The organism is Niveibacterium microcysteis (assembly GCF_017161445.1).
Lineage (GTDB): Bacteria > Pseudomonadota > Gammaproteobacteria > Burkholderiales > Rhodocyclaceae > Niveibacterium > Niveibacterium microcysteis.
In genome coordinates, this window is record NZ_CP071060.1 from 880572 (window position 1) to 903354 (window position 22783).

At 63.9% G+C, this 22783-nt stretch carries 21 protein-coding genes; 12 read left to right on the plus strand and 9 right to left on the minus strand.

The window, feature by feature from the left end; translation table 11 throughout:
* Positions 1-139: 139 nt before the first annotated feature.
* The 7 genes from JY500_RS04115 to JY500_RS04145 all read left to right on the plus strand — a co-directional run bounded on the left by JY500_RS04115 (position 140) and on the right by JY500_RS04145 (position 10823).
* Positions 140-1525, plus strand: coding sequence for a TIGR03013 family XrtA/PEP-CTERM system glycosyltransferase (locus JY500_RS04115; protein ID WP_206256401.1), 1386 nt, complete (start codon positions 140-142; stop codon positions 1523-1525).
* 52 nt (positions 1526-1577) lie between these two features.
* Positions 1578-3656, plus strand: coding sequence for an XrtA/PEP-CTERM system histidine kinase PrsK (gene prsK, locus JY500_RS04120; RefSeq protein WP_246479783.1), 2079 nt, complete (start codon positions 1578-1580; stop codon positions 3654-3656).
* A 3-nt stretch (positions 3657-3659) separates the two neighbouring features.
* Positions 3660-5024, plus strand: a complete 1365-nt coding sequence (prsR, locus tag JY500_RS04125) for a PEP-CTERM-box response regulator transcription factor (protein WP_206255148.1) — start codon at positions 3660-3662, stop codon at positions 5022-5024.
* 17 nt (positions 5025-5041) lie between these two features.
* A complete protein-coding gene (prsT, locus tag JY500_RS04130; protein ID WP_206255149.1) occupies positions 5042-7810 on the plus strand; it encodes an XrtA/PEP-CTERM system TPR-repeat protein PrsT in 2769 nt (922 codons plus the stop codon).
* 31 nt (positions 7811-7841) lie between these two features.
* On the plus strand, positions 7842-9122 hold the full coding sequence (locus JY500_RS04135) for a nucleotide sugar dehydrogenase (RefSeq protein WP_206255150.1): 1281 nt from the start codon (positions 7842-7844) through the stop codon (positions 9120-9122).
* 29 nt (positions 9123-9151) lie between these two features.
* On the plus strand, positions 9152-10045 hold the full coding sequence (locus JY500_RS04140; protein ID WP_206255151.1) for a transglycosylase SLT domain-containing protein: 894 nt from the start codon (positions 9152-9154) through the stop codon (positions 10043-10045).
* 61 nt (positions 10046-10106) lie between these two features.
* Complete coding sequence (locus JY500_RS04145) at positions 10107-10823, plus strand: S1 family peptidase (RefSeq protein ID WP_246479785.1); 717 nt, start codon at positions 10107-10109, stop codon at positions 10821-10823.
* 40 nt (positions 10824-10863) lie between these two features.
* On the opposite strand, the gene JY500_RS04150 is transcribed toward JY500_RS04145, so the two are convergent.
* The 4 genes from JY500_RS04150 to JY500_RS04165 form a co-directional block, all read right to left on the minus strand.
* Positions 10864-11364: a C40 family peptidase gene (locus JY500_RS04150; RefSeq protein ID WP_374604743.1), complete on the minus strand. Its 501-nt coding sequence runs from the start codon at positions 11362-11364 to the stop codon at positions 10864-10866.
* A 1-nt stretch (position 11365) separates the two neighbouring features.
* Positions 11366-11803, minus strand: coding sequence for a D-aminoacyl-tRNA deacylase (gene dtd / locus JY500_RS04155; RefSeq protein WP_206255154.1), 438 nt, complete (start codon positions 11801-11803; stop codon positions 11366-11368).
* Positions 11800-12504 (minus strand): SIMPL domain-containing protein, encoded by a 705-nt coding sequence (locus JY500_RS04160; protein ID WP_206255155.1) that lies wholly within the window; start codon positions 12502-12504, stop codon positions 11800-11802. Before JY500_RS04160 ends, dtd begins: the two co-directional genes overlap by 4 nt.
* Before the next feature lie 69 nt (positions 12505-12573).
* Positions 12574-13098, minus strand: coding sequence for a gamma carbonic anhydrase family protein (locus JY500_RS04165; protein WP_172204680.1), 525 nt, complete (start codon positions 13096-13098; stop codon positions 12574-12576).
* Between the two features lie 212 nt (positions 13099-13310).
* Here JY500_RS04165 and JY500_RS04170 point away from each other — a divergent pair, with 212 nt between their 5' ends.
* The 3 genes from JY500_RS04170 (at position 13311) to JY500_RS04180 (ending at position 15503) form a co-directional block, all read left to right on the plus strand.
* A complete protein-coding gene (locus tag JY500_RS04170) occupies positions 13311-13478 on the plus strand; it encodes a LiaI-LiaF-like domain-containing protein (protein WP_172204682.1) in 168 nt (55 codons plus the stop codon).
* Between the two features lie 97 nt (positions 13479-13575).
* Positions 13576-14205 carry a uracil phosphoribosyltransferase gene (upp, locus tag JY500_RS04175; protein WP_206255156.1) on the plus strand — a complete coding sequence of 210 codons (630 nt, stop codon included), beginning with the start codon at positions 13576-13578 and terminating at the stop codon, positions 14203-14205.
* Positions 14206-14273: 68 nt separating this feature from the next.
* Entirely contained in the window at positions 14274-15503 is a 1230-nt protein-coding gene (locus tag JY500_RS04180; protein WP_172204686.1) for a uracil-xanthine permease family protein, read from the plus strand.
* A 79-nt stretch (positions 15504-15582) separates the two neighbouring features.
* Here JY500_RS04180 and JY500_RS04185 read toward each other — a convergent pair whose 3' ends face one another.
* Together JY500_RS04185 and JY500_RS04190 are read right to left on the minus strand one after the other, a co-directional pair.
* Complete coding sequence (locus tag JY500_RS04185; protein WP_206255157.1) at positions 15583-16110, minus strand: glycine cleavage system transcriptional repressor; 528 nt, start codon at positions 16108-16110, stop codon at positions 15583-15585.
* A 14-nt stretch (positions 16111-16124) separates the two neighbouring features.
* Positions 16125-17036, minus strand: coding sequence for a DMT family transporter (locus JY500_RS04190; protein WP_206255158.1), 912 nt, complete (start codon positions 17034-17036; stop codon positions 16125-16127).
* Positions 17037-17159: 123 nt separating this feature from the next.
* Here JY500_RS04190 and JY500_RS04195 point away from each other — a divergent pair, with 123 nt between their 5' ends.
* The gene (locus JY500_RS04195) at positions 17160-17516 is read left to right on the plus strand and encodes a rhodanese-like domain-containing protein (protein ID WP_206255159.1); all 357 of its coding nucleotides are present in this window, start codon (positions 17160-17162) and stop codon (positions 17514-17516) included.
* Positions 17517-17535: 19 nt separating this feature from the next.
* On the opposite strand, the gene JY500_RS04200 is transcribed toward JY500_RS04195, so the two are convergent.
* From JY500_RS04200 to JY500_RS04210, 3 genes are all read right to left on the minus strand, one after another.
* Positions 17536-18066 (minus strand): hypothetical protein, encoded by a 531-nt coding sequence (locus JY500_RS04200; protein WP_206255160.1) that lies wholly within the window; start codon positions 18064-18066, stop codon positions 17536-17538.
* 54 nt (positions 18067-18120) lie between these two features.
* Positions 18121-19875: a diguanylate cyclase gene (locus JY500_RS04205; protein WP_206255161.1), complete on the minus strand. Its 1755-nt coding sequence runs from the start codon at positions 19873-19875 to the stop codon at positions 18121-18123.
* 145 nt (positions 19876-20020) lie between these two features.
* Complete coding sequence (locus tag JY500_RS04210) at positions 20021-20935, minus strand: hypothetical protein (protein WP_206255162.1); 915 nt, start codon at positions 20933-20935, stop codon at positions 20021-20023.
* Between the two features lie 1200 nt (positions 20936-22135).
* On the opposite strand from JY500_RS04210, the gene JY500_RS04215 reads away from it, so the two are divergent.
* Positions 22136-22783 carry a PEP-CTERM sorting domain-containing protein gene (locus JY500_RS04215; protein ID WP_206255163.1) on the plus strand — a complete coding sequence of 216 codons (648 nt, stop codon included), beginning with the start codon at positions 22136-22138 and terminating at the stop codon, positions 22781-22783.

Genomic DNA, 22783 nt, shown 5'->3' on the forward strand with positions numbered 1-22783 from the left:
ATAAACGCGCAATTTGACGGCTTTGTCGAATGTGACGTCCTTCACGCCAATGTCCTGCGCGCTCGGGTATCGTCGGTCCCATTAAAGCAATTGCGCGTTGCCCGCCGGGCAGGGCGGCGTAGCGCAAGGGTGGGACACCATGTTTCGACTTTTCAATCACTACGTACCGGCCAACGCGTTTGCGCAGGTGCTCTTCGATAGCCTGCTGCTGTTTGCCGGGATTCTCGTTGCTGCGACCATGCAGCTCAGCGGCGGCTTTGCGCTCGTAGAGGCGCTGGCGCCGTCGGCCTTGGTGTTCGCCGTCATCATGATTGCGCTTAACAGCGCGCTGGGCCTCTACCGCGGCGGTCCGACCTCCAGCTTGTACGACACCCTGGCCCGCATCCTGTTGTCGCTGCTTGCCAGCATCCCGATCGCCTATGCCATCTTCCGCATCCTGCCATGGGGTGTTTTCGATCAGCAGCGTGGTGAGCTGACGGTTGTTTTGCTGTTGGGATCGATCCTCGCCCTGCGCGGGTTTGTCGTCGGCGCTGCCGGCGAACCGCTCCTTCGCCGCCGCATTCTGGTCATCGGAACCGGCAACGAAGCCGCGGCGGTCGATCAGAGTTTGCGCAACCAAAGCACCCGAGCCCTGCAGGTTGTTGGTTTCTATCCCGCCGTCAACAACGATGACGTGGTCGTCTCAAACCACCGGATCCTGGCGGCGAATGCTTCTCTGCTCGAGGCTGTACGGGCGCACGATGTGAACGAAATCATCGTGGCCGTCCGCGAACGTCGCGGAGGCTCGATGTCGCTCAAGCAGCTGCTTGACTGCAAGCTCGCGGGCGTCAAGGTGCTCGACCTCTCGTCGTTCTACGAACGCGTGCGTGGGCAGGTGCGGATTGATGCGCTCAAAGCCAGTTGGCTGATTTACGGTGACGGGTTCCGTCAAGGCTGGCTCCGTTCCACGATCAAGCGCACGTTCGACTTGGTAGTGGGGACTGTCATGCTGGTGCTGGCTCTGCCGGTCATGGCGCTGACGGCGATCGCGATCGCGGTTGAGTCTGGCCTCCCGATCTTCTACACGCAAGAGCGCGTAGGGCGCGGCGGCCGCGTTTTTCACGTAATCAAGTTTCGCAGCATGCGCACCGACGCCGAGAAAGATGGCAAGCCGCGGTGGGCTTCTGCCCGTGACGATCGGGTCACGCGGGTTGGCAGGATCATTCGCAAGACGCGTATTGATGAACTCCCGCAACTGCTCAACGTCATCCGTGGCGAGATGAGTCTCGTTGGTCCGCGTCCGGAACGGCCGTACTTTGTCGACCAACTCGCGCGTGACATTCCCTTCTTCGCGGTACGCCACAGTGTCAAGCCGGGTCTGACCGGCTGGGCGCAGGTGCGCTACCAATATGGATCGACCGTCGACGACGCGATCCAGAAGCTTCAATACGACCTCTACTACGTCAAGAACCACACGCTGTTCCTCGACGTATTGATTCTTGCGGAGACGGTTCGGGTAGTGCTGACCGGCGAAGGAGCCCATTGAGGGTGACAAATCTGGTGGCCGTGCATTCGCGGCAAATGGTTAAGGGGCGTCGATGAGCGCCGTTCCCGCAGTGATGGTTGCCGCTGGCTATGGTCTGGCGGCACTTGTTTTCGTCCTCGTCGGATTGCACCTGCGGCTCAGCTGGCGCGGCGGTCGGCAGGGCGCGCTGTTGCTGTATGCGATCACGGCAAGTCTGGCGTGGGCGTTGGTGTCTCTCGCTTTTGCCCTCGATGCGACCTGGCTGCTCTGGGCCATCAGCGGAATGCTGGACAGCCTGCGCATTGCCGCATGGCTGATGTTCCTGTTCTCGTTGCTCGAATTGACTGGCACTGAGCTGTCGCCGTCGATCGCGCGAGTGCGGCAGATTGCGCTCGGCGTCGTTGGGGTACGTTTCCTCGCAGATCTCTTCGGCGCATCGGGCTTGGTGCCTGGCCTGCTCGGTGGGCAGTTCGTCGCTGTGCTGACCTTGGCCAGCGCGGTGGCCGGTCTGGTTGCGATTGAGCAGCTCTACCGAAATTTCCCGGAACAATCCCGTTGGGGCATCAAACCCCTCGCGGTGGGACTGCTCGGCGCCTTCTTCTTCGACGTGTATGTCGGGGCCGACGCCTTCATGTTCCGGCGCGTTGATCTGACCTTGTGGGGCGTACGCGGTTTCGTGTGGTGCGCTGCGATGGTTTTGGTTGCGATCTCTGCGGGCAGAAGCCGCAATTGGAACTTCCGCATCAGCGTGTCGCGCGAAGTCGTCTTCCACTCGGCGACGCTTGGCGTAGCGGGTCTCTTCTTGCTCGTTGTCGCCGGCGCAGGCTACTGGGTTCGCTTCTTTGGCGGTGAGTGGGGCGCTGCCTTGCAGATCCTGCTGCTGTTCGGCGGCTTGATGGGTTGCGCGATCGTGCTGTTCTCCGGGGCTTTTCGCGCCAAGCTGCGTGTGTTCCTCGCGAAGCATTTCTTCAGCTATCGATACGACTACCGTGCTGAATGGTTGCGCTTTACCCAGGCGCTGGCGGTGTCGGGGGGAAGCGCCGATCTGTCGATTGCGGTAATCCGGGGCTTGGCGGACCTTGTCGAAAGCCCGGGTGGTGTGCTGTGGTTGAAGGATCACAGTGGCCGCTATGCGCCGTACGCACGACTCAACCATGTGCAGGTTGACGCGTCGGAGGCGGTTGACGGCCCGTTCGCGCGCTTTCTGATGCAGCGTGGCTGGGTGGTTGACCTGGCGGAAGTGCGCAGCCAGCCCTCGATCTACGAGGGCTTTGAGCCTCCGGCCTGGCTGGAGCAGGTGCCGGATGCCTGGTTGATCGTGCCCTTGTTTGTCGAGCTTGAACTGGTCGGTTTCGTTGTCTTGATGACGGCACGTACGAGCATCGACATTGATTGGGAGGTGCTCGATCTGCTCAAGACAGCATCGCGTCAGGCAGCGGTGCATTTAGGGCGTCATCAGGCTGCAGAGGCCTTGATGGAGGCGCAGAAGTTCGACGCGTTCAATCGGATGTCGGCATTTGTCGTGCACGACCTCAAGAACCTCGTGGCCCAGTTGCAGCTGATGCTGCGCAATGCTGATCGCCACAAGGACAACCCCGAATTTCAGCAGGACATGCTGGACACCGTGCGTCATGTGCAGGAGCGCATGAAAGGGCTGATGTCGCAGCTGCAGGAGAAGCGCTCCATCGACATGCGTCGCCCGGTTAGCCTGGGTGAATTGGCGCAGCGGATTGCCGATGGCAAACGACACCAGCGTCCGCTTGTCAGCGTTCAGTTGGATGCCGCGCCGGTGGCGATGGCTCACCCGGAGCGCATCGAAAGAGTTGTCGGTCATGTGGTGCAAAATGCACTCGACGCCACTGGGGACGATGGTATTGTCGGAATCAGGGTATTCGAGCGCGACGGCATGGCCTGCATTGAAGTCCGTGACAGCGGTTGTGGCATGTCGGTGCAGTTTGTGCGCGAGCGACTGTTCAAGCCTTTCCAGAGCACAAAGGATGCCGGCATGGGCATCGGTGCCTACGAAACCCTGCAGTACATCACCGAACTAGGTGGCCGGATCGACGTCGAGAGCGAGCCGGGGCGCGGAACAACGATGCAGGTATGGCTCCCGTGCGTACGGGAAGCGGTATCGCCGGCTGAGGCGGCATGAAACATGAATGACCGAAAACGCACGCTACTGGTCGTCGAGGACGATCCTGCGCTGCAAAAGCAAATGCGCTGGGCGTTCGACCAGTATGAGGTAGTGACCGCTGACGACCGTGAGTCGGCGATCGCTCAGATCCGCCGCTATGAGCCGGCTGTGGTTACGATGGATCTCGGCTTGCCCCCGTCGCCGGACGACACCACAGAAGGGTTCAGGCTCCTGGGTGAAATCCTGTCACTTGCGCCGGACACCAAGGTGATTGTGCTCACAGGGCAGCACGACCGCGAGAACGCCGTGCGCGCGGTCGGCGCAGGCGCTTACGACTTCTTCGCCAAGCCCTTCGAGCCCGAGTTGTTGATGCTGACGATAGACCGGGCGTTTCGTCTTTACGACCTGCAGCACGAAAACCGCCGTCTTCAGACCCAGCACGCCGGTGGTCCGCTTGGCACGGTGATCACGCGGGATGCGGCGATGCTGCGCATCCTCCGCACGATCGAGAAGGTGTCGAGCGCGAACGTTACCGTCATGCTGCTTGGCGAGAGTGGCACCGGCAAGGAAGTGCTCGCGCGCGGCCTGCATGAAGCCTCTCCGCGGCGCGCGGCGCGTTTCGTGGCGATCAACTGTGCCGCGATTCCGGAAAACCTGCTCGAAAGCGAACTCTTCGGCTACGAGAAGGGCGCGTTTACCGGTGCCGTCAAGCAAACGCCTGGCAAGTTCGAACTGGCGCACAAAGGCACGCTGTTCCTCGACGAAATAGGCGATCTTCCGATCGCGCTGCAGGCCAAGTTGCTGCGTTTCCTGCAGGAGCGCGTGGTCGAGCGCATCGGTGGGCGGGAGGAAATTCCGGTCGACGTGCGGATCGTCTGCGCAACGCACCAGGATCTGAAGTCCCTGATCACGCAGGGCCGCTTCCGCGAGGATTTGTTTTATCGCCTTGCCGAGATCGTGGTTGATATTCCGCCGGTTCGGGATCGCGATGGTGATGCCCTGTTGCTCGCTCACGCGTTTGTGCAGCGGTTTGCGAATGAGCACCGGCGCGGGTCCATGGGCTTTACCGATGATGCGCTGGCCGCGCTTGCTGCGCATCGGTGGCCTGGCAACGTGCGAGAGCTGGAGAACTGCGTCAAGCGCGCGGTCATCATGGCGGATGCCGGTCGCATCACGGCGGATGACCTTGGGCTGAATGCGCCGGACGAGGATCTTGACGCGCTCAATCTGCGCGCGGTGCGAGACGAGGCTGAACGGCGTGCCGTGGTGCGGGTGCTGGCTCGCGTTAACGGCAACATTGCGCGCGCCGCCGAAGTGCTCGGGATCAGCCGGCCAACGCTCTACGATCTGATGAACCGTTTCGGGTTGAAGAAAGACCCGGTTTGATCCGACAGGACCCCTTCATGACCCAGTTCCGTGTTTCAGGCCTTCTGGCTGCGTTGCTTGCGGCGGCTTTGCTCGTTGGGTGCGGTGACGATCCCCAGAAGATGCTGAGCTCCGCTCGCGACTACCTGGCTAAGGGAGACACCAACGCTGCGACGATCCAGCTGAAGAACGCACTGCAGAAGAACCCCGGCCTCGCCGAAGCGCGCTATCTGTTCGGCAAGATCCTGCTCGACACGGGTGACGCACCGGGGGCGGAGAAGGAACTGCGCAAGGCGCTTGAGGCGGGCTATCCGCTTGAGACCGTTGCCGTGCCGCTGTCCCGCGCGCTGCTTGCGCTCGACAAGGCGCAGCAAGTGGTCACCGAATACAGCGCCATGAAGCCGCAGCAGCCGGCCGCCAAAGCCGCCGTGGCGGTTGGGTTGTCCGATGCGTATCTCATGCTGAATCAGCAGGAGCGTGCTGAGGCCGCTTTGCGCGAGGCGCTGGATGCGGTGCCCGGCTTTGGTCCGGCCGCAATCGCATTCGCTCGACTCAAGGTATCGCGGCACGACATTCCGGCGGCGATTGCGATCCTCGACGACGCCATCACGAAGAATCCGTCCGAGTACGAAGCCATTACGCTTCGTGCAGAGCTCAAACTCGCCGCGGGCAAGGCGGACGAGGCGATTGCGGACCTTGAGAGCGCGATCAAGCTGCGCCCCCAACTGGTGCCGCCGCGCATGCGTCTGGCGCAGATCTACATCAACCAGAAGCAACTGGATAAAGCTGAGGCGACGATTGCCGAAGCGAAGAAGGTTTCGCCGAAACACATCCTGATTCGTCATCTGGAAGGTGTTGTTGCGCTTTATCGCGGCAAGAACGACAAGGCGCGGGATGCGGCGCAGCAGGTGCTGAGCGCAGCGCCGGACTATCTCCCGGCCGTCATGCTGGCGGGGGTGGCGCACATGCGCCTGCGCGATTTCGTGCAAGCCCAAGCAAATTTCGAAAAACTGGTCGCGAAGGCGCCGGACGCACCGGGGCCGCGCCGCCTGCTGGCGCGAGCGCAGCTGGCGGCCAAGGATCCGGCCAAGGCCTTTGACACCCTCAACCCTTTGCTGTCGAAGAGCCCGGACCGTGAGACCCTGATGCTCGCCGGGCAGGCGTCGCTGCAGAACGGCGATTTCGCGCGCTCGTCTGAGCTGTTCGCGAAAGCGGCTGCGCTTGACCCGAAGGATGCCGCGTCGCGCTTGCGTCTGGGGGTCTCGAAACTCGCAACCGGCGACAGCGACGCCGCGATGCGCGATATTGAGGCCGCCGCGTCGATCGAAGATGGCAGTGACGAGGCGGAAGTAACCCTGATCATGGCGCATCTGCGCAGCGGCAATATTCCGAAGGCGCGTGCGGTCGTTGATCGCATGATCCAACGCCAGCCGCAGAACCCGTTGGGCTACAACCTGCTTGGCGGTGTCTTGGTTGCGGGCAAGGATAGCGCTGGGGCGCGTAAGGCATTCGAGAAGTCGCTTGAGTTGCAGCCCAACTATCTCGCGGCAGCGATGAATCTCGCGAGACTGGACGTGATGGCAGGCAAACCCGCCGAGGCCCGTGCCCGTTTCGAGAAGATCATCGAGAAGAATCCGAAAGCGGTCGAGGCGTACTTGCTGCTGGCGCGGCAGATGGCCGATAGCGGTGCCAAACCGGAGGAGATCCGCAAGGTGCTCGATCGCGCCGTGGCCGCAAATCCTGCCGTTGCGGCACCCAAACTCGCGCTGTTGGAACTACTGCAGGGGACCGGAGACAACAAGGGCGCGTTGACGGTGGCGCAGGATCTCGTGGCGGCCTTCCCGTCCGACCCTGACGTCTTAATGGCTGCCGCGCGGACGCAAGCCCGTGCGGGTGAGACGCAGCAGGCAATTGCGACGCTGCAAAAGCTGATTGGCGTGCAACCCCAGTTGCCTGCGCCTTGGCTGATGCTCTCCGATCTGCAGCGGGTGGCGAAGGATGTTCAGGCCGCCGAAGACACGCTTCGCAAAGTGCTCAAGCAACGCCCTGATCTGCTTGAAGCGCAACAGCGACTGGTCGCGCTCAAGATCGAACAGCGCAGCACGAACGATGCGGTGACCATCGCGAGGGAAGTGCAGAAGCAGCATCCGAAAGAGGCTGCCGGCTGGATCTACGAAGGCGATGCGTATGCGCAGGCGAAGGATTGGACTGCAGCGAACAAGGCGTACGCCAAGGCATACGAACTCGCCAAGGTCGGTCCGGTTGCGATCAAGTACCACAGTGGGCTGATTGAGTCCGGGCAACGAGCAGAGGCCGACAAGTTGGCGACGGCCTGGTTGGCGCAGAACCCCAAGGACATCCCGTTCCGTTCGTACATCGCGGAGCGTGCAATCGCCGCGAAGGACTACGAGGCCGCGGCCAAGGCCTATCGGGCCTTGCTGGAGCTGGATCCCAAGAATGCAGTCACGCTCAACAACTTGGGTTGGGTTGGCAGCAAAGTGAAAGATCCGAAGGCGATGTCGTATGTCGACCAGGCGCTTCAGCTCGCGCCCGACAATCCCGCGATTCTCGATACCAAGGCGCAGATCCTGCTCGATTCGGGCCAAGCGAAGCCTGCGGTGGACGTGTTGCGCAAGGCGGTTGCCGGTGCGCCGAATAATCCATCCTTGCGCCTGAACCTCGCACGAGCGCTGGTCCAGGCCGGTGATAAGGCCGGCGCCAAGACCGAAGCCGCTGCGGTCGCCAAAGCGGCGCCGGAAAACTCAACGTTGCGTAGCGACGCCGAATCGCTGCTCAAGACCCTCTGACAAACCTACTGGCTTCCACGCCGCAAAGATCATGACTACCGTTGCTGTGATTGGCCTTGGATACGTTGGCCTGCCGCTCGCCGTCGAGTTTGGCAAAAAGTATCGCACGCTGGGCTTCGACCTTTCGGAACAGAAGGTTGCTGCTTACCGCGGGTTCGTTGATCCGACTGGCGAGGTGTCCAGCGACGATCTGCGGGCCGCAACGCAGCTGACCTGCCATACCGATCCGAAGGTGATTTCCGAGGCGGACTTCATCATCGTGGCGGTGCCGACGCCGGTCGACGATGCTCACCAGCCGGACTTCACGCCGCTGGTCAAGTCGTCCGAATCGGTTGGCAAGCACATCAAGCGTGGTGCGATCGTGGTGTACGAGTCGACGGTGTACCCCGGCGCGACCGAAGAGGTCTGCATTCCGATCATCGAGAAGCACTCGGGGCTCAAGTGGAAAGAGGACTTCTTTGTCGGCTATAGCCCTGAGCGGATCAATCCGGGCGACAAAGAGCGCACGCTCACCCGCATCGTGAAGGTGGTGTCGGGCGATACGCCGGCGACCCTCGAGAAGGTGCAGGCGCTCTACGGTGCAGTGATTACCGCTGGGGTGTACCCGGCATCCAGCATCAAGGTGGCCGAAGCCGCCAAGGTGATCGAGAACACGCAGCGCGATTTGAACATCGCGCTCATGAACGAGCTGGCACTGATCTTCCACAAGATCGGCATCGACACGCTGGAAGTGCTGAAAGCGGCCGGCACGAAGTGGAACTTCCTGCCGTTCCGTCCGGGGCTGGTTGGCGGCCACTGTATCGGTGTCGACCCGTATTACCTGACCTACAAAGCGGACATGCTCGGCTACCACCCGCAGGTGATCCTTGCTGGGCGCCGCATCAACGACGGCATGGGCAAGTACATCGCCGAGCAGACCGTCAAGCAGATGATCGCGAACGACCTGCCGGTCAAAGGCGCCAACGTCATCGTGCTCGGCCTGACGTTCAAGGAGAACTGCCCCGATCTACGCAATAGCAAGGTGATCGACGTGATCCGCGAACTGCGCAGCTTTGGCGTTAACGTTCATGTGCACGACCCGATCGCCGAAAGCGGCGAGGCAGAGCATGAGTACGGCGTGTCGTTGACGCCGTGGGATGCGCTACCGAAGGCGTCTGCGATCGTTGCGGCCGTAAGCCATCAGGCATACGCCGACATGGGCGTCGCTCAGCTTACCGCCAAGCTGTTGCCGGGCGGCGTGTTTACCGACGTCAAGAGCGCGTATGCACCGGCTGAAGTCGAAGCCGCCGGCGCACGCCTCTGGAGGCTTTGACGCGGTACCGTCTGGTGCCGGGAGATGCCATGCGTAGCCTGCGTTTGCTCCTCCTGGCGCTGTTCGCCGTCAGCGTGCCCGTGGCGGCGGCCGACGAGCCGCTGGCCGATCCGCGAGCGATGCTCGCGCGGCAGCTGGTCGCGCTCGGTACGCAGTACGAGCATGGAGAGGGGATGCCGCAAGACCCCCTCCGTGCGGCGGAGCTGTACTGTGATGCTGCGCGCTACGGCGACGCCGAAGGTCTGTTTGCGCTTGCCTGGATGTATGGCAACGGTCGCGGCGTAGAGCAGGACGACCGGATTGCGGCGACGCTCATGGCGCGCGCAGCGGCGGCCGGCTTCGAGCCAGCACAAGGTGCACAGCGCTTCTTCGGCCCGTCGGCCGGGGTGCTCCCGCCGTGCATGATGCCGCGGGCGCCCCAAGGGCGTAACGACCCGGTGGCCTCCGACGAAGCGGATCTCGATGCTGTGCTGGCGGCGCTGCCACCGAACAAGCGTCGGATTGCGCAGCTGATCCGCTTGCTGGCGCCGCAATACGCGATTGATGCACGCCTCGCGCTTGCGGTGGCGGCCGCTGAGTCGAATTTCGAATCGCTCGCGCGCAGCCCGCGCAACGCGTACGGCGTGATGCAGTTGATTCCGGAAACCGCCCAGCGCTTCAAGGTGCGGAACATCTACGACCCCGCGCAGAACATCAAGGGCGGCCTCGCCTACCTGCGCTGGCTCTTGGCCTACTACCGCGGCGACGTGCTCTTGACGCTGGCTGCCTACAACGCGGGCGAGGGCGCGGTCGATCGCTACCGCGGCATTCCGCCTTATCGGGAGACGGTCGACTATGTCAAACGCATCTACGGCATGTTCCGCCGCGCCAACCACCCTTACGACGCCCAGTTGGTTGCACCGTCTCCGATTGCCATGCGTTAGCGGGCACGCGAGCATGCTGCGGGGCCTCGGCCGGGTGCTGATATGCTTGTTGATGCTTGCCATGGCGCCAGCGCGCGCGGATCTGGTCGACACGGTTCAGCGCATCAAACCCTCGATTGTCGCGATCGGCACCTATCAGCGCGATCGATCACCGCAGTTCCGTCTGATGGGCACCGGCTTTGTCGTGGGAGACGGGACGCGGATCGCGACCAATTCACATGTGGTGCCGCCGACGCTCGATGCGGAGCATTTCGAAGAGCTGATTGCGATCAGCTTCGGCGAGGGTGGTGTGCAGCGCACCCACAAGGTCACCAAGATTGGCAGCGATCCGGCGCACGATCTCGCGCTGCTCAAGCTGCCGGGCGTCACGCTGCCGGCGCTCAAGCTTGACGACGGTATGCATGCGCGCGAGGGCCAGCCGATTGCGTTTACCGGCTTCCCTATCATCGGTGTGCTGGGCCTGAATCCCGCCACGCACCGCGGCATCGTGGCCGCAATCACGCCTATCGTGTTGCCGACCGAACACGGCTCGCAGCTCAACCCGCAAGCGATCCGGCGTATTCGGGAGGGGGCTTTCCCGGTGCTTCAGCTCGATGCCACTGCCTACCCGGGCAACAGTGGCAGCCCGGTGTACGACCAGGACAGCGGATTGGTGCTCGCGATCGCCAATATGGTGTTCGTCAAAGGCAGCAAGGAAAGTGCGCTGACCCAGCCATCCGGCATCACCTATGCGATTCCGGCAATGCATTTGAAGGCGCTACTCGACCGCACCCCCTGAGTCGAGCCGCTGGGCCTGCTTTCGCCGACGGCGCGCAGCCTCAATCGAGCAGCGTACGGGCGCCTTCGAAGCGTTGCGCGAAGTAGGCGGTATCCAGGCGTTCGATGCGCACGGCACCGCTGGTTGAGGGAGCGTGGACAAATCGGCCCTCGCCGATGTAGATGCCCATATGTGAGAACGGGCGCTTCATCGTGTTGAAGAACACCAGATCGCCGGGGCGGATCTGATTGCGCTCGATCGGGCGCGCCCGTGCGGCGATCTGCGCCGCGTTGTGCGGCAGTTTTACGCCAGCAACTTGCTCCATCACGTAGCTGACCATGCCGCTGCAGTCCAGCCCGGCTTCAGGGTTGCGGCCACCGAAGCGATAGCCGGTATCCACCAAACCAAGCGCGAAAACCACGACGTCGTTTGCGAGCGATGCATCGGGCAGGCGGACGAACGCGGGATTGTTCTGGTCGGGCTGCGGCGTGCGGGACGGCGAACTGGAGCACGCGGCGAGCATCAGCGCAGCCAGCAGCAGGGCGGGGTGCCAGGCGCGCACGTCAGGACTCCAGCCAGAACGTGACGGGGCCATGGTTGGTCAGGCTGACGGCCATCTCTGCCCCGAACTGCCCGGTGGCGACCCGGCTGTGGCTGGCCCGCGCAACGATGACAGCATGGTCGAACAGGCTGCGGGCGCGGACTGGCTCCGCGGCGGAGGTGAAGCTGGCCCGCGTGCCTTTGCGGGTATCGGCGGCCAGCGTGAACTGAGGCACCAGCAACAATCCGCCCGCCGTATCGGCGAGCGATCGGTTCATGCGGCCGGCCTCGTCGCTGAACACCCGGTATCCGAGGATGCGTTCGATCAGGCGTGCGGCACTCTTCTCGTCGTCTTCCGGCCGCACGCCCACCAGCGCGAGCAGCCCTGCGCCGATTTCGCCGACGGTTTCACCGTCCACCACCACGGATGCGTGCAACACGCGTTGAATCAGGGCGATCACTGCAGTTCGATGGTTCCGGTTGCAATCACGTTGAGTTGGGTTTCGCCGGCCTCCATTGCGGGAGCACCACTGTCCGACGCCGCGCTCATCACCGCCGCCCTGGCTGCTGGCATCGGCATCGGGCGGAAGCTCTGGTTCGTGTTGATCGCGACATGCCGGATGCGGTACTTGCGACCCAGCGCGTTGGCGGCGAGTTCTGCGCGTGCCTTGAAGGCTGCCAGCGCGTCCACGATCGCTTCGTCCTCAGCCTTGCGGCGGGTTTCGACGGACGGCGCGAAGCTGATCTGCCCCAGCGCGAAATCGCCCTGCAGCTTGCCGAGCAGCTCGGACAGCGCGGCCGAGTCGCGGCTCTCCAGCAGTAACTCGGAGCGCATGCGCCAGCTCTCGATCTTCTGCGAGTTGCGCACATAGTTCGGCCAGGTGCTGCTGTTGCCGGAGCGTACCTTCACGGCGGTCGCGCTCTTGGCGGTAGCAAGGCCGCGGTTGATCGTCTGATTCACGCGATTGGTGAGCGCATTGAGGTTGGCGTCCGAGGCTTCGACGTACACGACCGCGCGTTGCAGGTCGTTTGTCGCGGCGCGGCTGCTCTCAACGCTCAGGTCGATCGTCGGCACGCTGGGGGCAGCAGGGGCGGCTGTCTGGCCCCATGCGGGGGCGGCAACGCAGGCGGCGGCGATCAGCAGGCTTTGCAGGGGTTTCATCCGTTCATCTCCCAGAATGGCTGATCCCAGTCTAGCAGGGCGGACAGCGCCTGCCTGTGAGCGGATGTGTCACCCGATACGGCGCAGCCCCGCGGCGTAGCGGGCTGCGTTGCGCACATAGCCGGCTGCGCTGCGTTCCAGGTTGGCGACTTCCTCGTCGCTCAGCTCGCGGATGATGCGGCCCGGCGTGCCCACGACCAAAGAGCGATCCGGGATCACCTTGCCTTCCGGGATCAAGGTGTTGGCGCCGATCAGGCAATGCTTGCCGATCACTGCGCGGTTGAGCACGACGGCGTTGATGCCGATCAGCGATCCCTCGCCGATCGAGCAGCCGTGCAGCATGACCATGTGGCCGACGGTGACGTTGGCGCCTATCGTCAGCGGCACGCCGTCGTCGGTGTGCAGGATCGAGCCGTCCTGGATGTTGCTGTTGTCGCCGACGGTGATCGGGTCATTGTCGCCGCGCAGGGTGGCGCCGAACCACACGTTGACGTTGCGGCCCAGCGTGACCGAGCCGATCACGGTGGCGTTCTCGGCGACCCAGCTGCCTTCGCCCAGCTGCGGTGTGCGGTCGTCCAGTGCGTAGAGGCTCATTCGTATGCTATCCAATTGATTTGTCTGCACTTGTTGCAGCGCGAGGGGCGCAATCTTAGGCGCTCGCGGGAGGCGGTGGCAAGCGACGGCTGTGCTTGCCGCGCGCGTTGCGGAAACTTGCCGGCGCCCTTGGCCGCGCTGGGCGCCGTGCCCCCTTGCGGCCATGGCGGCGGCACGGCACAGTTCGGGGCTATCGCATTCTGGAGCGTTTCATGCACTTCCGCGTTGGCCCGATCGTCCTGATCCTGGTGGGCATCCTGTTCCTGCTGAACAACCTCGGCCTCTTCCACCTGAGGGATCTTTTTCACCAGATGGGCACCTGGTGGCCGGTGATCCTGATCGTGATCGGTGCTGCTGGCCTGATCGGCGGCAAACGTTGAATACCCGAGCCGCGCTTGATCTGATCGCGATGGCGCCGCCTCGCTTTCGGCTAGAGTGCGCCGCCATACCTACCCCACGCCTGTTCCCGGAGCCCCCATGCCTGTCGTCGAAGTAAAGCACCCGCTCGTCAAACACAAGATCGGCCTGATGCGGGAAGGCGACATCAGCACCAAGAAGTTCCGCGAACTCACTGCTGAACTCGCCCGCCTGCTCGCCTATGAGGCTGCGAAGGACTTTGAGCTGGAGCGCATCACGATCGGAGGCTGGGCCGGCCCGGTCGAGATCGACCAGATCAAGGGCAAGAAGCTGACTGTTGTGCCGATCCTGCGGGCCGGCATCGGCATGCTCGACGGTGTGCTGGACATGGTGCCGAGCGCCAAGGTCTCGGTCGTCGGCATTGCGCGCAACGAAGAAACCCTGATGCCGGAGCCGTACTTCGAGCGCTTCGTGGGCAACCTGGCGGAGCGCAGCGCCTGGATCATCGACCCGATGCTGGCGACCGGCGGCTCGCTGATCGCGACGATCGAGATGCTCAAGCGCAACGGTTGCCGCCACATCACCGCGCTGACCCTGGTGTCGGCGCCCGAGGGCATCCGCGCACTGGAGGCGGCGCATCCGGACGTTGCGGTCTACACCGCCGCGATCGACAGCCACCTCAACGAGCACGGCTACATCATCCCCGGCCTCGGGGATGCCGGAGACAAGATCTTCGGCACCAAAGTCTGACCCATCGATCGGCCGCCACCCGCGGCCGTTTTTTCATCCACCCTCCGTCACCCGGAAAGGCCCCCTGCATGTCCGCTACCCCCGAGCCCGTATGGCGCACCGCGCTATCCGGCGCGCAGATCCTGTTTGTCGCCTTCGGCGCCACCGTGCTGGTGCCGCTGCTCACTGGCCTGAACCCCAGCCTCGCCTTGCTTGGCGCAGGCATCGGCACGCTGATCTTCCAGATCTGCACCAAGCGTCAGGTGCCGATCTACCTCGGATCGAGCTTCGCCTTCATCGCGCCGGTGATCTACTCGGTGCAGACCTGGGGCATGCCGGCCACGCTGGGCGCGCTCGCTTCAGCCAGCTTCTTCTACTACGTGGCGGCCGGCCTCGTGAAATGGCGTGGCGTGGATTTCATTCACAAGCTGCTGCCGCCGGTGGTGATCGGCCCGGTCGTGATGGTGATCGGCCTCGGGCTCGCGCAAGTGGCCGTCAATATGTCTTCCGGCAAGGCCGGTGATGCGCAGGTGGTTCCGTACGGCACCGCGTTGGGCGTTGCCGCGGTGTCGCTGATCGCCACCATGCTGACCGCGATCCGCGCCAAGGGCCTGCTGAAGCTGGTGCCGATTCTCGTTGGCGTGGCGGTTGGCTACGTGCTGTCGCTGTTCCTGGGCATCGTGAACTTCCAGAAGGTGATCGACGCACCGTGGCTGGCTCTGCCCCAGTTTGGCCACCCGGAGTTCAACATCGCCGCGATCCTCTTCATGATCCCGGTCGCGATCGCGCCGATCGTCGAGCACGTAGGCGGCATCCTCGCGATCGGCTCCGTCGTGGGCAAGGACTACACCGACTCGCCCGGCCTGCATCGCACGCTGCTCGGCGATGGCCTCGCGGTGAACGTCGCCGGCCTGTTCGGCGGCCCGCCGGTCACGACATACGGCGAAGTCACCGGCGCAGTGATGCTGACGAAGAACTACAACCCGGTCGTGATGACCTGGGCCGCCGGCTTCGCGATCCTGATGGCCTTCGTCGGCAAATTCGGCGCGCTGCTGCAGACGATTCCGATGCCGGTGATGGGCGGCATCATGATGCTGCTGTTCGGTTCGATCGCCGGCATCGGCCTCAAGACGATCATGGACGGCAAGGTCGAGCTGATGAACCCGCGCAACCTGTGCATCGTGTCGGTCACCCTGGTTACCGGCATTGGCGGGCTCGGTGTCCATATCGGCAGCTTCAGCCTGCAAGGCATCAGCCTGTGTGGCGTACTGGCGGTGTTGCTGAACCTGGTATTGCCGAAGGTGCAGGCCGATCACTGACCCAGCGCGGTCGCGCAAACGAAACGGGGCGCCGGTGTTGATTCACCGGGCGCCCCGGTTTTATTTCAGCGAAGTCAGGTCAGATCTTCACGACTTCGTCGAGCGTGATGTCGACCATCAGGTCGTCCGAGATGCGCTCCAGGTCGGCTTTCAGCGCGCGCGCGTCGAGATCGTCCGCGGCCTGCAGTTCGGCTTGCGCGTGGAACATGATTTCGGCCGACATCGGCGCGCTGGCGGTGAAGGTGTTCAGCGCCTCGACGTTCACCGCATGGCGCGCCAGCACTTGCGAGACCTCGCGCACGATGCCGATCCGGTCGTGCCCGATCAGCGCCAGCGTCAGCCGACGGCCCTTGTGCGATTCCGCGCCGGCGTCGGCTTCTTCCACCGTTACCTTCAACGCGCCGAGGCTCGCCAGCGCGCGGCGCAGCGCGTCGACCTCCTCGCTCGCCACACTGACCTCGACGATGCCGGCGAACTTGCCCGCCAGATGCGCCATCGAGGATTCCAGCCAGTTGCCACGGTGTTCGCTGATCGCGGCAGCGAGCTGCTCGACGAGGCCGGGGCGGTCGTCGCCGATCACGGTGAGAACGAGGAAAGTGGTGCTCATGCGCGAACTCCTGTTTAGGTTTGCGTGGATTTTACGGTGCGCTGCAGTGTCGTGAGCAGAATGCCGCCGAGGATCAGTGCCATCCCGGCAAAGTGGTACGCGTGCGGCGCCTCACCGAGAAACAGGGCGGAGAGCAGCGGCGTGAACACCGGCATCAGGTGGATGAACAGCCCGGATACCGGCCCGCCGACCTGCGCCACCGCGCGGTTCCAGAACACATAGCCGAGAAAGGCCGGGAACACGCCAGTGTAGAGAATGCCTGCAAAAGCGGCCGCGCTGGGGTGAATCAGGCGCCCCTGCGCAAGCTCCCAGCCGTAAAGCGGGGCGAGCATCAGCACGCCGAGTGCAGTCAGGATCGACAGCATCGCCATCGGATGCAGGCCCGCCGGCCGGTATTGCAGCAGCAGCGTGTAGCCGGCCCAGACGAACACCGACACCATGATCCACAAGTCGCCCGGGTTCAGCGACAGCGCCGCGAGTTTGGCGAGATCGCCATGCGCCACGATCACGGTGACGCCGCACAAGGAGATCAGCGCGCCGAAGCCTTCCCGCAGCGATAGCCGCTTGCCGAAGAAGGCCCACGAAAGGCCGATGATCACGATCGGGATGAAGGAGTTCAGCAGCACGCCATTGGTGGCCGTGGTCTGCTGCAGACCGATGTAGGTGATGGTGTTGTAGCCGCTGATGCCCAGCAAGGACAGCAACAGCAACATGCCAAGGTGGCCACGCAGTGCGGCGCCGATCTGGTGGCGGTGGGGCCAGGCGAAGGGCAGGGTGCAGGCAAAGGCGAGTGTCCAGCGCCAGAAGGCCAGCGCCACCGGTGGCACATCGCCACGCAGGCCGCGCCCGACGACCCAGTTGCCGGACCAGAACAGCACGGTCAGCAACAACAGCAGGTATGGGTTGTCCAAGCGGAGTCGAGACATGGCGGGCAGTTCGGACGAACGGGCCGCCACTATGTCACCGCCCGGGGGCGTGCGCCAGCCTGGGCTGCTACAGTGCCGCCAAGCGGCTGCCGTGGCGGCCCGGCGTCTTTCAAGGAGGATGGAATGAAAATCCGTGGTTTTCTGCACCGCTTGGTGATGAGTATGGGCGTGGCGCTGTGGGCGTCGGTGGTCTTTGCGGCGACGCCGGTCGTGATCGATGTCCGCACGCCGGAAGAGTTTGCCGCGGGGCATGTGGATGGCGCGATGAACGTGCCCTACGAGCAGATCGGCGGGCGCATTGCCGCGCTGGCGCCGGGCAAGGACACACCGGTCGTGCTCTACTGCAAGAGCGGGCGCCGTGCCGGCATCGCGCAACAAACACTGCGCGACATGGGCTATTCGAAGGTCGAGAACTACGGCGGCTTCGAGGATGCACGCAAACGCCTGGCTGGCGGCTGCACCGCCGGCACCAACTGCTGATCGCGCACAGCGCAGCCGCCTAAAGCGGCGGGCAAGGTGGTTTCACCAGCGCCATCAACGCCTGAAAGGCCTGCGTCACGCCCAGTGCGGTGGCTGCACCGCTCGGTGAGCGCACCGCCGCGATTTCGCCGTCGGCGTCGTAGCGAACCGTGATCACGCCAGTGCCCAGCAGTTCGATGCGTATCGGTCTCTCGGTGTCGCCGTACGCGAATCGCAACTCGCGTTTTGCCTGCGCCCCGTCGGTCGTGGCCCACATGTGGATGACGCGGCCCCGGGTGTCGTACGCAAGGCGCACGGCTCGCCCGTCAGATGCCTCGGCAATCTCCAGCAGCCCTTGCGGGTCGTAGTGGTATTGGATGAACAGCGCGCCACTGCGCAGCAGAATCAGTTTGCCGCTGCGTGGGTGGCGAATTTGTTCCTGGTCACCCGCGCAGACGACCGGGCCATCGCAAGCGCTTGGCGCGCGAGCCGGCGCTTCGCCGGCAAATACGGGTTGAGCGACCAGCGCGAGCGCGATGCAAATCAGCAGATTTCGGATGTGTTCTTGCACGTTGCGTTCCTTGTGTCGGGCACAAGGGCTTGGACGTGCGAAGGTGTGGGACTGTCAGGCGGTGGGGCCGACCAGCGGTTGCGCGGGCTCGCTTGAATTGGCGACGACGCGGTCGCGCCCGAGTTGTTTGGCGCGGTAGAGCAGCCTGTCCGCGTTGTCGATCAGCGCATCGAGCGAGGCTTCACCGCGACGCTGGGCGACGCCGAAACTGGCTGACAGCGAGATCTCGGTATCGCCCGCGCGCAGCCGAATCAGCGCGATCTTTTGGCGCAAACGCTCGGCCAGTGCCGCCGCCTGCGTTTCGTTGGTCTCGGGCAGCAACAGCACGAATTCCTCTCCACCCCAGCGTGCCGCCACATCGCCGCGCCGCCCCGCGGCCAGCAGGATCTGGCCCACCGCGGCGAGCGCTTCGTCGCCCCGCTGGTGGCCGTAGCGGTCGTTGAGCTGCTTGAAGTGATCAATGTCGATCATGACCAGGGTGATGTCGCGCTCGCGCCGCAGTGCGGTGCTCCAGATCGCCTCGGCCTGTTCGCGGAATGCGCGCCGGTTGGGCAACCGGGTCAGCGGGTCGGTACGCGCGAGGTGTTCCGCCCGGATGCGCTCCTGCTGGTCCTGCCGGAAGCGGTGGGCAATCGCCAGCGCCAGCAGCGTCGCGTCTGCCAGCATGCCAAGCTCCACGGCGCGATAGGTCCACTCGTTGAAGGGGATGAAGCCCCATACCGCCAATGAGCTCGCCAGGGTGCCACTCATGCCGGCCACCGCTGCGGCGAGGAAATAGCGCGCCGCGGTGTAGCTGTGGCGCACCGCGAGCACACCGAGCAGCAGCATCACCAACGCAAACATCACCACGAAGCCGAACGCAATCCAGGCCGTGATTGCCTGTTGCCCTGCTGCGGCTGCGGCCCCCACAGCGAGCATGGCGGCGACACACAGCAGGTGCACCGCGTTGCGCAAGGCGGGCGCATGGCGCGCAAGATCGAGAAAGCGCGCGGCGAACTGCAGCCCTGCTACGCCGAACAGCACCATGCTGATCAGAATCACATAGCGCTGTACCCCGGGGTAGTCGGGCCACAGCCACGCGTAACCGTGCCCGGTGTAGCCCAGATTCATCAGGATGAAGGCGGCGAGGTAAACCGCGTAGAGCAGATGGCTGCGCTTGCGCAGCCCGGTGTAGAGCAGCAGGTTGTAGGCAATCAGCGCCAACAGGTAGCCATACACGAAGCCGTGGCTGTAATGCGTCCAGCGATGCGCTGTGCCGGCCGTCTCGATCGCTTGCAGCGAGGTCGGCAACACCATCGGGTCGGCGGTTGCGGCGCGCATCAGTACGTCCGTGCGGCCCGGTTCCAGATGCAGATCGAACGCGAAACCCAGGCCAGCGATCGGGCGCTGGCGCTGCGGTCGTGCGTCGCCGGTCTGCCAGTGCGCCTGCACCGTGCCGGCCTGGATCACGTAGACATCGAGGTCGTCCACCCACGGCGTATCCATGCTCAGTCGCCGGATCAGCGCCTGCGCAGCATGGTTCTCGATGCGCCAGTGCAGCCACACCGGCCGTGCCCCAATGCCGAAATCCGGCACAGGGCGGCGTGGCGTAGCGCCTTCGCCGCGCCGCAGGCGAGTCATGACCTCATCCGGCGTCAGGCGCACACCCGATTCCTGCAGGAAGTCGGCGTAATACCCCAGCGGGCCACTAGGTGGCGCCTCCGCATTGAGCGCGTGGGCCGCATCGGCCGACGCGCTCAGCAGGCAAAGCCCGGTGAGCAGCGCGGCTGCCAGTGCGCCTTCAAGCAAACGGACGATCCGATCAAGCACGTGAAGTCCCGGCCCCCAAGGTGGCGCAGCCCCCCGGCAGCGCCAATGCACTGCGGGCTCCACCCGCACACATGTCAGGGTAACAGCCGGGCTGGGGCCGCGTGTAGGGGCTGATCTGTCGTGTTGTGGCCGGGCCCCTGCCGACTCACGCGGTGGCAGGCGGCAAAAGCGCGCTGAGCAGGCTCGCGATGCCACCGATCTGCCGTGCCGGCACGCTCAGCGCGAAGCCGACGTCGCTCTCGATCGCGATCCGCACGGTGCTGTCACCGCGGCGCTGGGGCTGCGGCAGATGTAATACCAGTGGGTGTTGCCGCAGCACATAGGTAGCGATCTTGCCGTGCGGCGATTTGCCCTTGTGCTGCTTCTCCTTGCCCGCCGGCGGATCGGTGATCACGCCGAGGTAGCTGTCGGTCACCGCCAGCACACCCGCCGGCGCCGCAGGCTTCATGAACAACAGCCGCGCGAGGGGCGACACCTCGCTGGTCCAGCTGCGCACATCGCGCAGCGCGACGCCGCTTGGCGTCTGCTCCTGCAGTGCCGTGCGGAACTTGAAGCTCAGCACCGAAAGCTCCGCCTCGATGTTGCCGCCGCGCGTAGGGTTCGTTGCGGCGGGCCGGGCACCCGCGAGCATGATGAACAGCGCTTCGCGGAACAGTTCGATCGACACCATGTTGAAGCCCACCGCGCAGCCCGCGGCGCCAGCCACCGACTCGATCCGCAACTGCCCGCCGAGCAGGATCATCGTCAGCTCGATGACCGCTGCGGCGGCGAAGGGGGCGGTGCTCGTCACGGTGCCAGTGGCCGTCTTAGCGACCAGGATCCAGCGCGTGCTCGTCAAGGCGAACACATTCTCCGGGCTGCTCTGCCCTACGGTGGCAAATGCCGGCGAGTGGATGATCAATTGCAGCGCATCGGCCTCCGCGCCAAGCGCGGTCTTCAGGGCTGCGGCAAGCGCTTCGGGCAGGTCGTCCGGCGACCCGATGCTTTCGGAAAAGGGCAGGGCACGGCCCACGTTGGCGGCCTGGCGGCCAAAGGCGGAAACACGGGCGACATCAGTCATGGCGAAACAGCTTTCATCAGCGCGGCGTTATGGCCGTTGCCGGTCGGACGGCACGGCGCTGGTCGGCCGCTCTTGCGGCGGCTCGTTGTACTTGCCAGCGTACCAAGTGGGGGGTGCTATTTTTTCTCAGCGGTGAGAATGAGTTGAGCGGGCTCAAACGGAAGGCTCTGCGGTGTTGTTAGCTAGCGTTGGCCTATCTCTAAGCCCAACGCTTCGGCTTGCGAATGGCGCAGGCAATTTGCGCTGGCCTTCCCGCTGAAGCCGGGTCCCGCCCCGGCGGGCGGGGTACTTTCTTTGTGCGAACAAAGAAAGTACCCAAAGAAAGTCGCCCCGCTTCAACGCCCCGACTCTGTCGGGGTGCCCTGCGCTGCTCGAACCATCGAGTGGCTGCGGAACTCGCCCTCGCTGCGCTCGGTGCTCAGACAGTCCTCGCCACCGCCATGCTACGCATGTCGGAACCCGATGTTTCTGCGCTGCTCGGCGTTTCAGAGGGGGGAAGAAAAGCGCCGACCATCAACCGTTCTCTGCAAATTCACGGTGCGCGAAAATGGCGACGGTTTTGATCTTGGGTCCCGTCGAGAGCGCCGAGTAGCGCAGCGGGGGAGGGGCATCGGCGCGCAGCGCCGACGGCGAGGACTGTCTGAGGCCGCAGGGCCGAGTTCCGCAGCCGCCCGACTTCGCGAGCATGCGAGGGAAGTCAGGCGCAAAGCGCCTGACCGCGAACGCCGGGCGGCATTCTTTGCTTACTTTCTGGTGCCGTTGCCAGAAAGTAAGACGCCCGCCGGGGGCGGGACCCCGGTCGACGCACCGTTGCCATGCTGCGGCGGTTGCGGAGGCGTTGGGCTTCGCTGCGCTCAACCCAATCTACGCGCCTCACGGCGCTATGCGATCGTCGATGTCGGGAGTACTTACATCAACCTGTTTTCGTGCCAAGTCTCGGGCCGCAAGTGCGCGCGATTTCCTGATTGGCATAATTTGTGCGTCATAGCAGGGTGCCGCGAATTGATAGGTGCATTCGCTACTCTTGGAGTCGTGATGAAACGCGCGTTCGTTGGTTGTGTGCTCGCGGTTTCGTCGGCTGGAACGTGTCCATGGCCCCATGAGGGCGACATATCGTTGCGCGACCGCCGTCTTTGTATTGGGTGCGGCTCTGGCTCGCAGTTGGAAGTCCAACAATAACGTCGAAGGAGATGTGTGCAGATGAGAATGATCTTGGTGGGCATTTTGCTTGCTGGCACCATTGGTACCGCAAGCGCGTCGACAACCTATAGCGCGCCGGTGGGGGGAGCTGTCAATGAATGGAAACTCTCGACGGGCGCGTTTTCGTCACTAAACAAATCTGGAGCCGCGCAACTATTCGATTTCTCCGAAAACGGAGCGATTGAAGTCGAGTCCTTCTCCTTCTTTGTTCCAGATACCGCCGGGGTGTCGTACGTTGCGAGCATTCGCGAGTGGAGCCGTTATGGAATTGCTGATCAGAGCATTCTGGGCGCTACGCTCTTTTCAAAAGAGTTCAGTGCCACGGATGGCGTGATTCAGGGTTTTGCTCGGCGAGTGGATTTTTCTCCGGCACTGGCGTTGCCGTCGAATTCCCGCTTTGCGTTGACCTTGCAATTGCGCTCTGGGGCTCCACAGTACATTTACTTCGCCGACCGAGAAGCGAGTCTGGTTTCGCTCGGGGTGGGGGCATTGCAGGGGAGGCCGTCGGACAGGTTTGTCTGGATACCAACAAGTGATCTGGCCTATTCAATGACAGTTTCGGCTGTGCCGGAGCCAACTCCTTTCGCGATGATGTCGCTCGGCATTACCTTCCTAGTGGGTGTTGCGGTGCGTAGGCGCAAGGACTGA

Bases quoted from the DNA above. Each gene is read 5' to 3' on its own strand.
- JY500_RS04115 (WP_206256401.1), top strand. From the start codon at position 140: ATGTTTCGACTTTTCAATCACTACGTACCGGCCAACGCGTTTGCGCAG.
- prsK (WP_246479783.1), top strand. From the start codon at position 1,578: ATGAGCGCCGTTCCCGCAGTGATGGTTGCCGCTGGCTATGGTCTGGCG.
- prsR (WP_206255148.1), top strand. From the start codon at position 3,660: ATGAATGACCGAAAACGCACGCTACTGGTCGTCGAGGACGATCCTGCG.
- prsT (WP_206255149.1), top strand. From the start codon at position 5,042: ATGACCCAGTTCCGTGTTTCAGGCCTTCTGGCTGCGTTGCTTGCGGCG.
- JY500_RS04135 (WP_206255150.1), top strand. From the start codon at position 7,842: ATGACTACCGTTGCTGTGATTGGCCTTGGATACGTTGGCCTGCCGCTC.
- JY500_RS04140 (WP_206255151.1), top strand. From the start codon at position 9,152: ATGCGTAGCCTGCGTTTGCTCCTCCTGGCGCTGTTCGCCGTCAGCGTG.
- JY500_RS04145 (WP_246479785.1), top strand. From the start codon at position 10,107: ATGGCGCCAGCGCGCGCGGATCTGGTCGACACGGTTCAGCGCATCAAA.
- JY500_RS04160 (WP_206255155.1), bottom strand. From the start codon at position 12,504: ATGAAACCCCTGCAAAGCCTGCTGATCGCCGCCGCCTGCGTTGCCGCC.
- JY500_RS04165 (WP_172204680.1), bottom strand. From the start codon at position 13,098: ATGAGCCTCTACGCACTGGACGACCGCACACCGCAGCTGGGCGAAGGC.
- JY500_RS04170 (WP_172204682.1), top strand. From the start codon at position 13,311: ATGCACTTCCGCGTTGGCCCGATCGTCCTGATCCTGGTGGGCATCCTG.
- upp (WP_206255156.1), top strand. From the start codon at position 13,576: ATGCCTGTCGTCGAAGTAAAGCACCCGCTCGTCAAACACAAGATCGGC.
- JY500_RS04180 (WP_172204686.1), top strand. From the start codon at position 14,274: ATGTCCGCTACCCCCGAGCCCGTATGGCGCACCGCGCTATCCGGCGCG.
- JY500_RS04185 (WP_206255157.1), bottom strand. From the start codon at position 16,110: ATGAGCACCACTTTCCTCGTTCTCACCGTGATCGGCGACGACCGCCCC.
- JY500_RS04190 (WP_206255158.1), bottom strand. From the start codon at position 17,036: ATGTCTCGACTCCGCTTGGACAACCCATACCTGCTGTTGTTGCTGACC.
- JY500_RS04195 (WP_206255159.1), top strand. From the start codon at position 17,160: ATGAAAATCCGTGGTTTTCTGCACCGCTTGGTGATGAGTATGGGCGTG.
- JY500_RS04210 (WP_206255162.1), bottom strand. From the start codon at position 20,935: ATGACTGATGTCGCCCGTGTTTCCGCCTTTGGCCGCCAGGCCGCCAAC.
- JY500_RS04215 (WP_206255163.1), top strand. From the start codon at position 22,136: ATGAGAATGATCTTGGTGGGCATTTTGCTTGCTGGCACCATTGGTACC.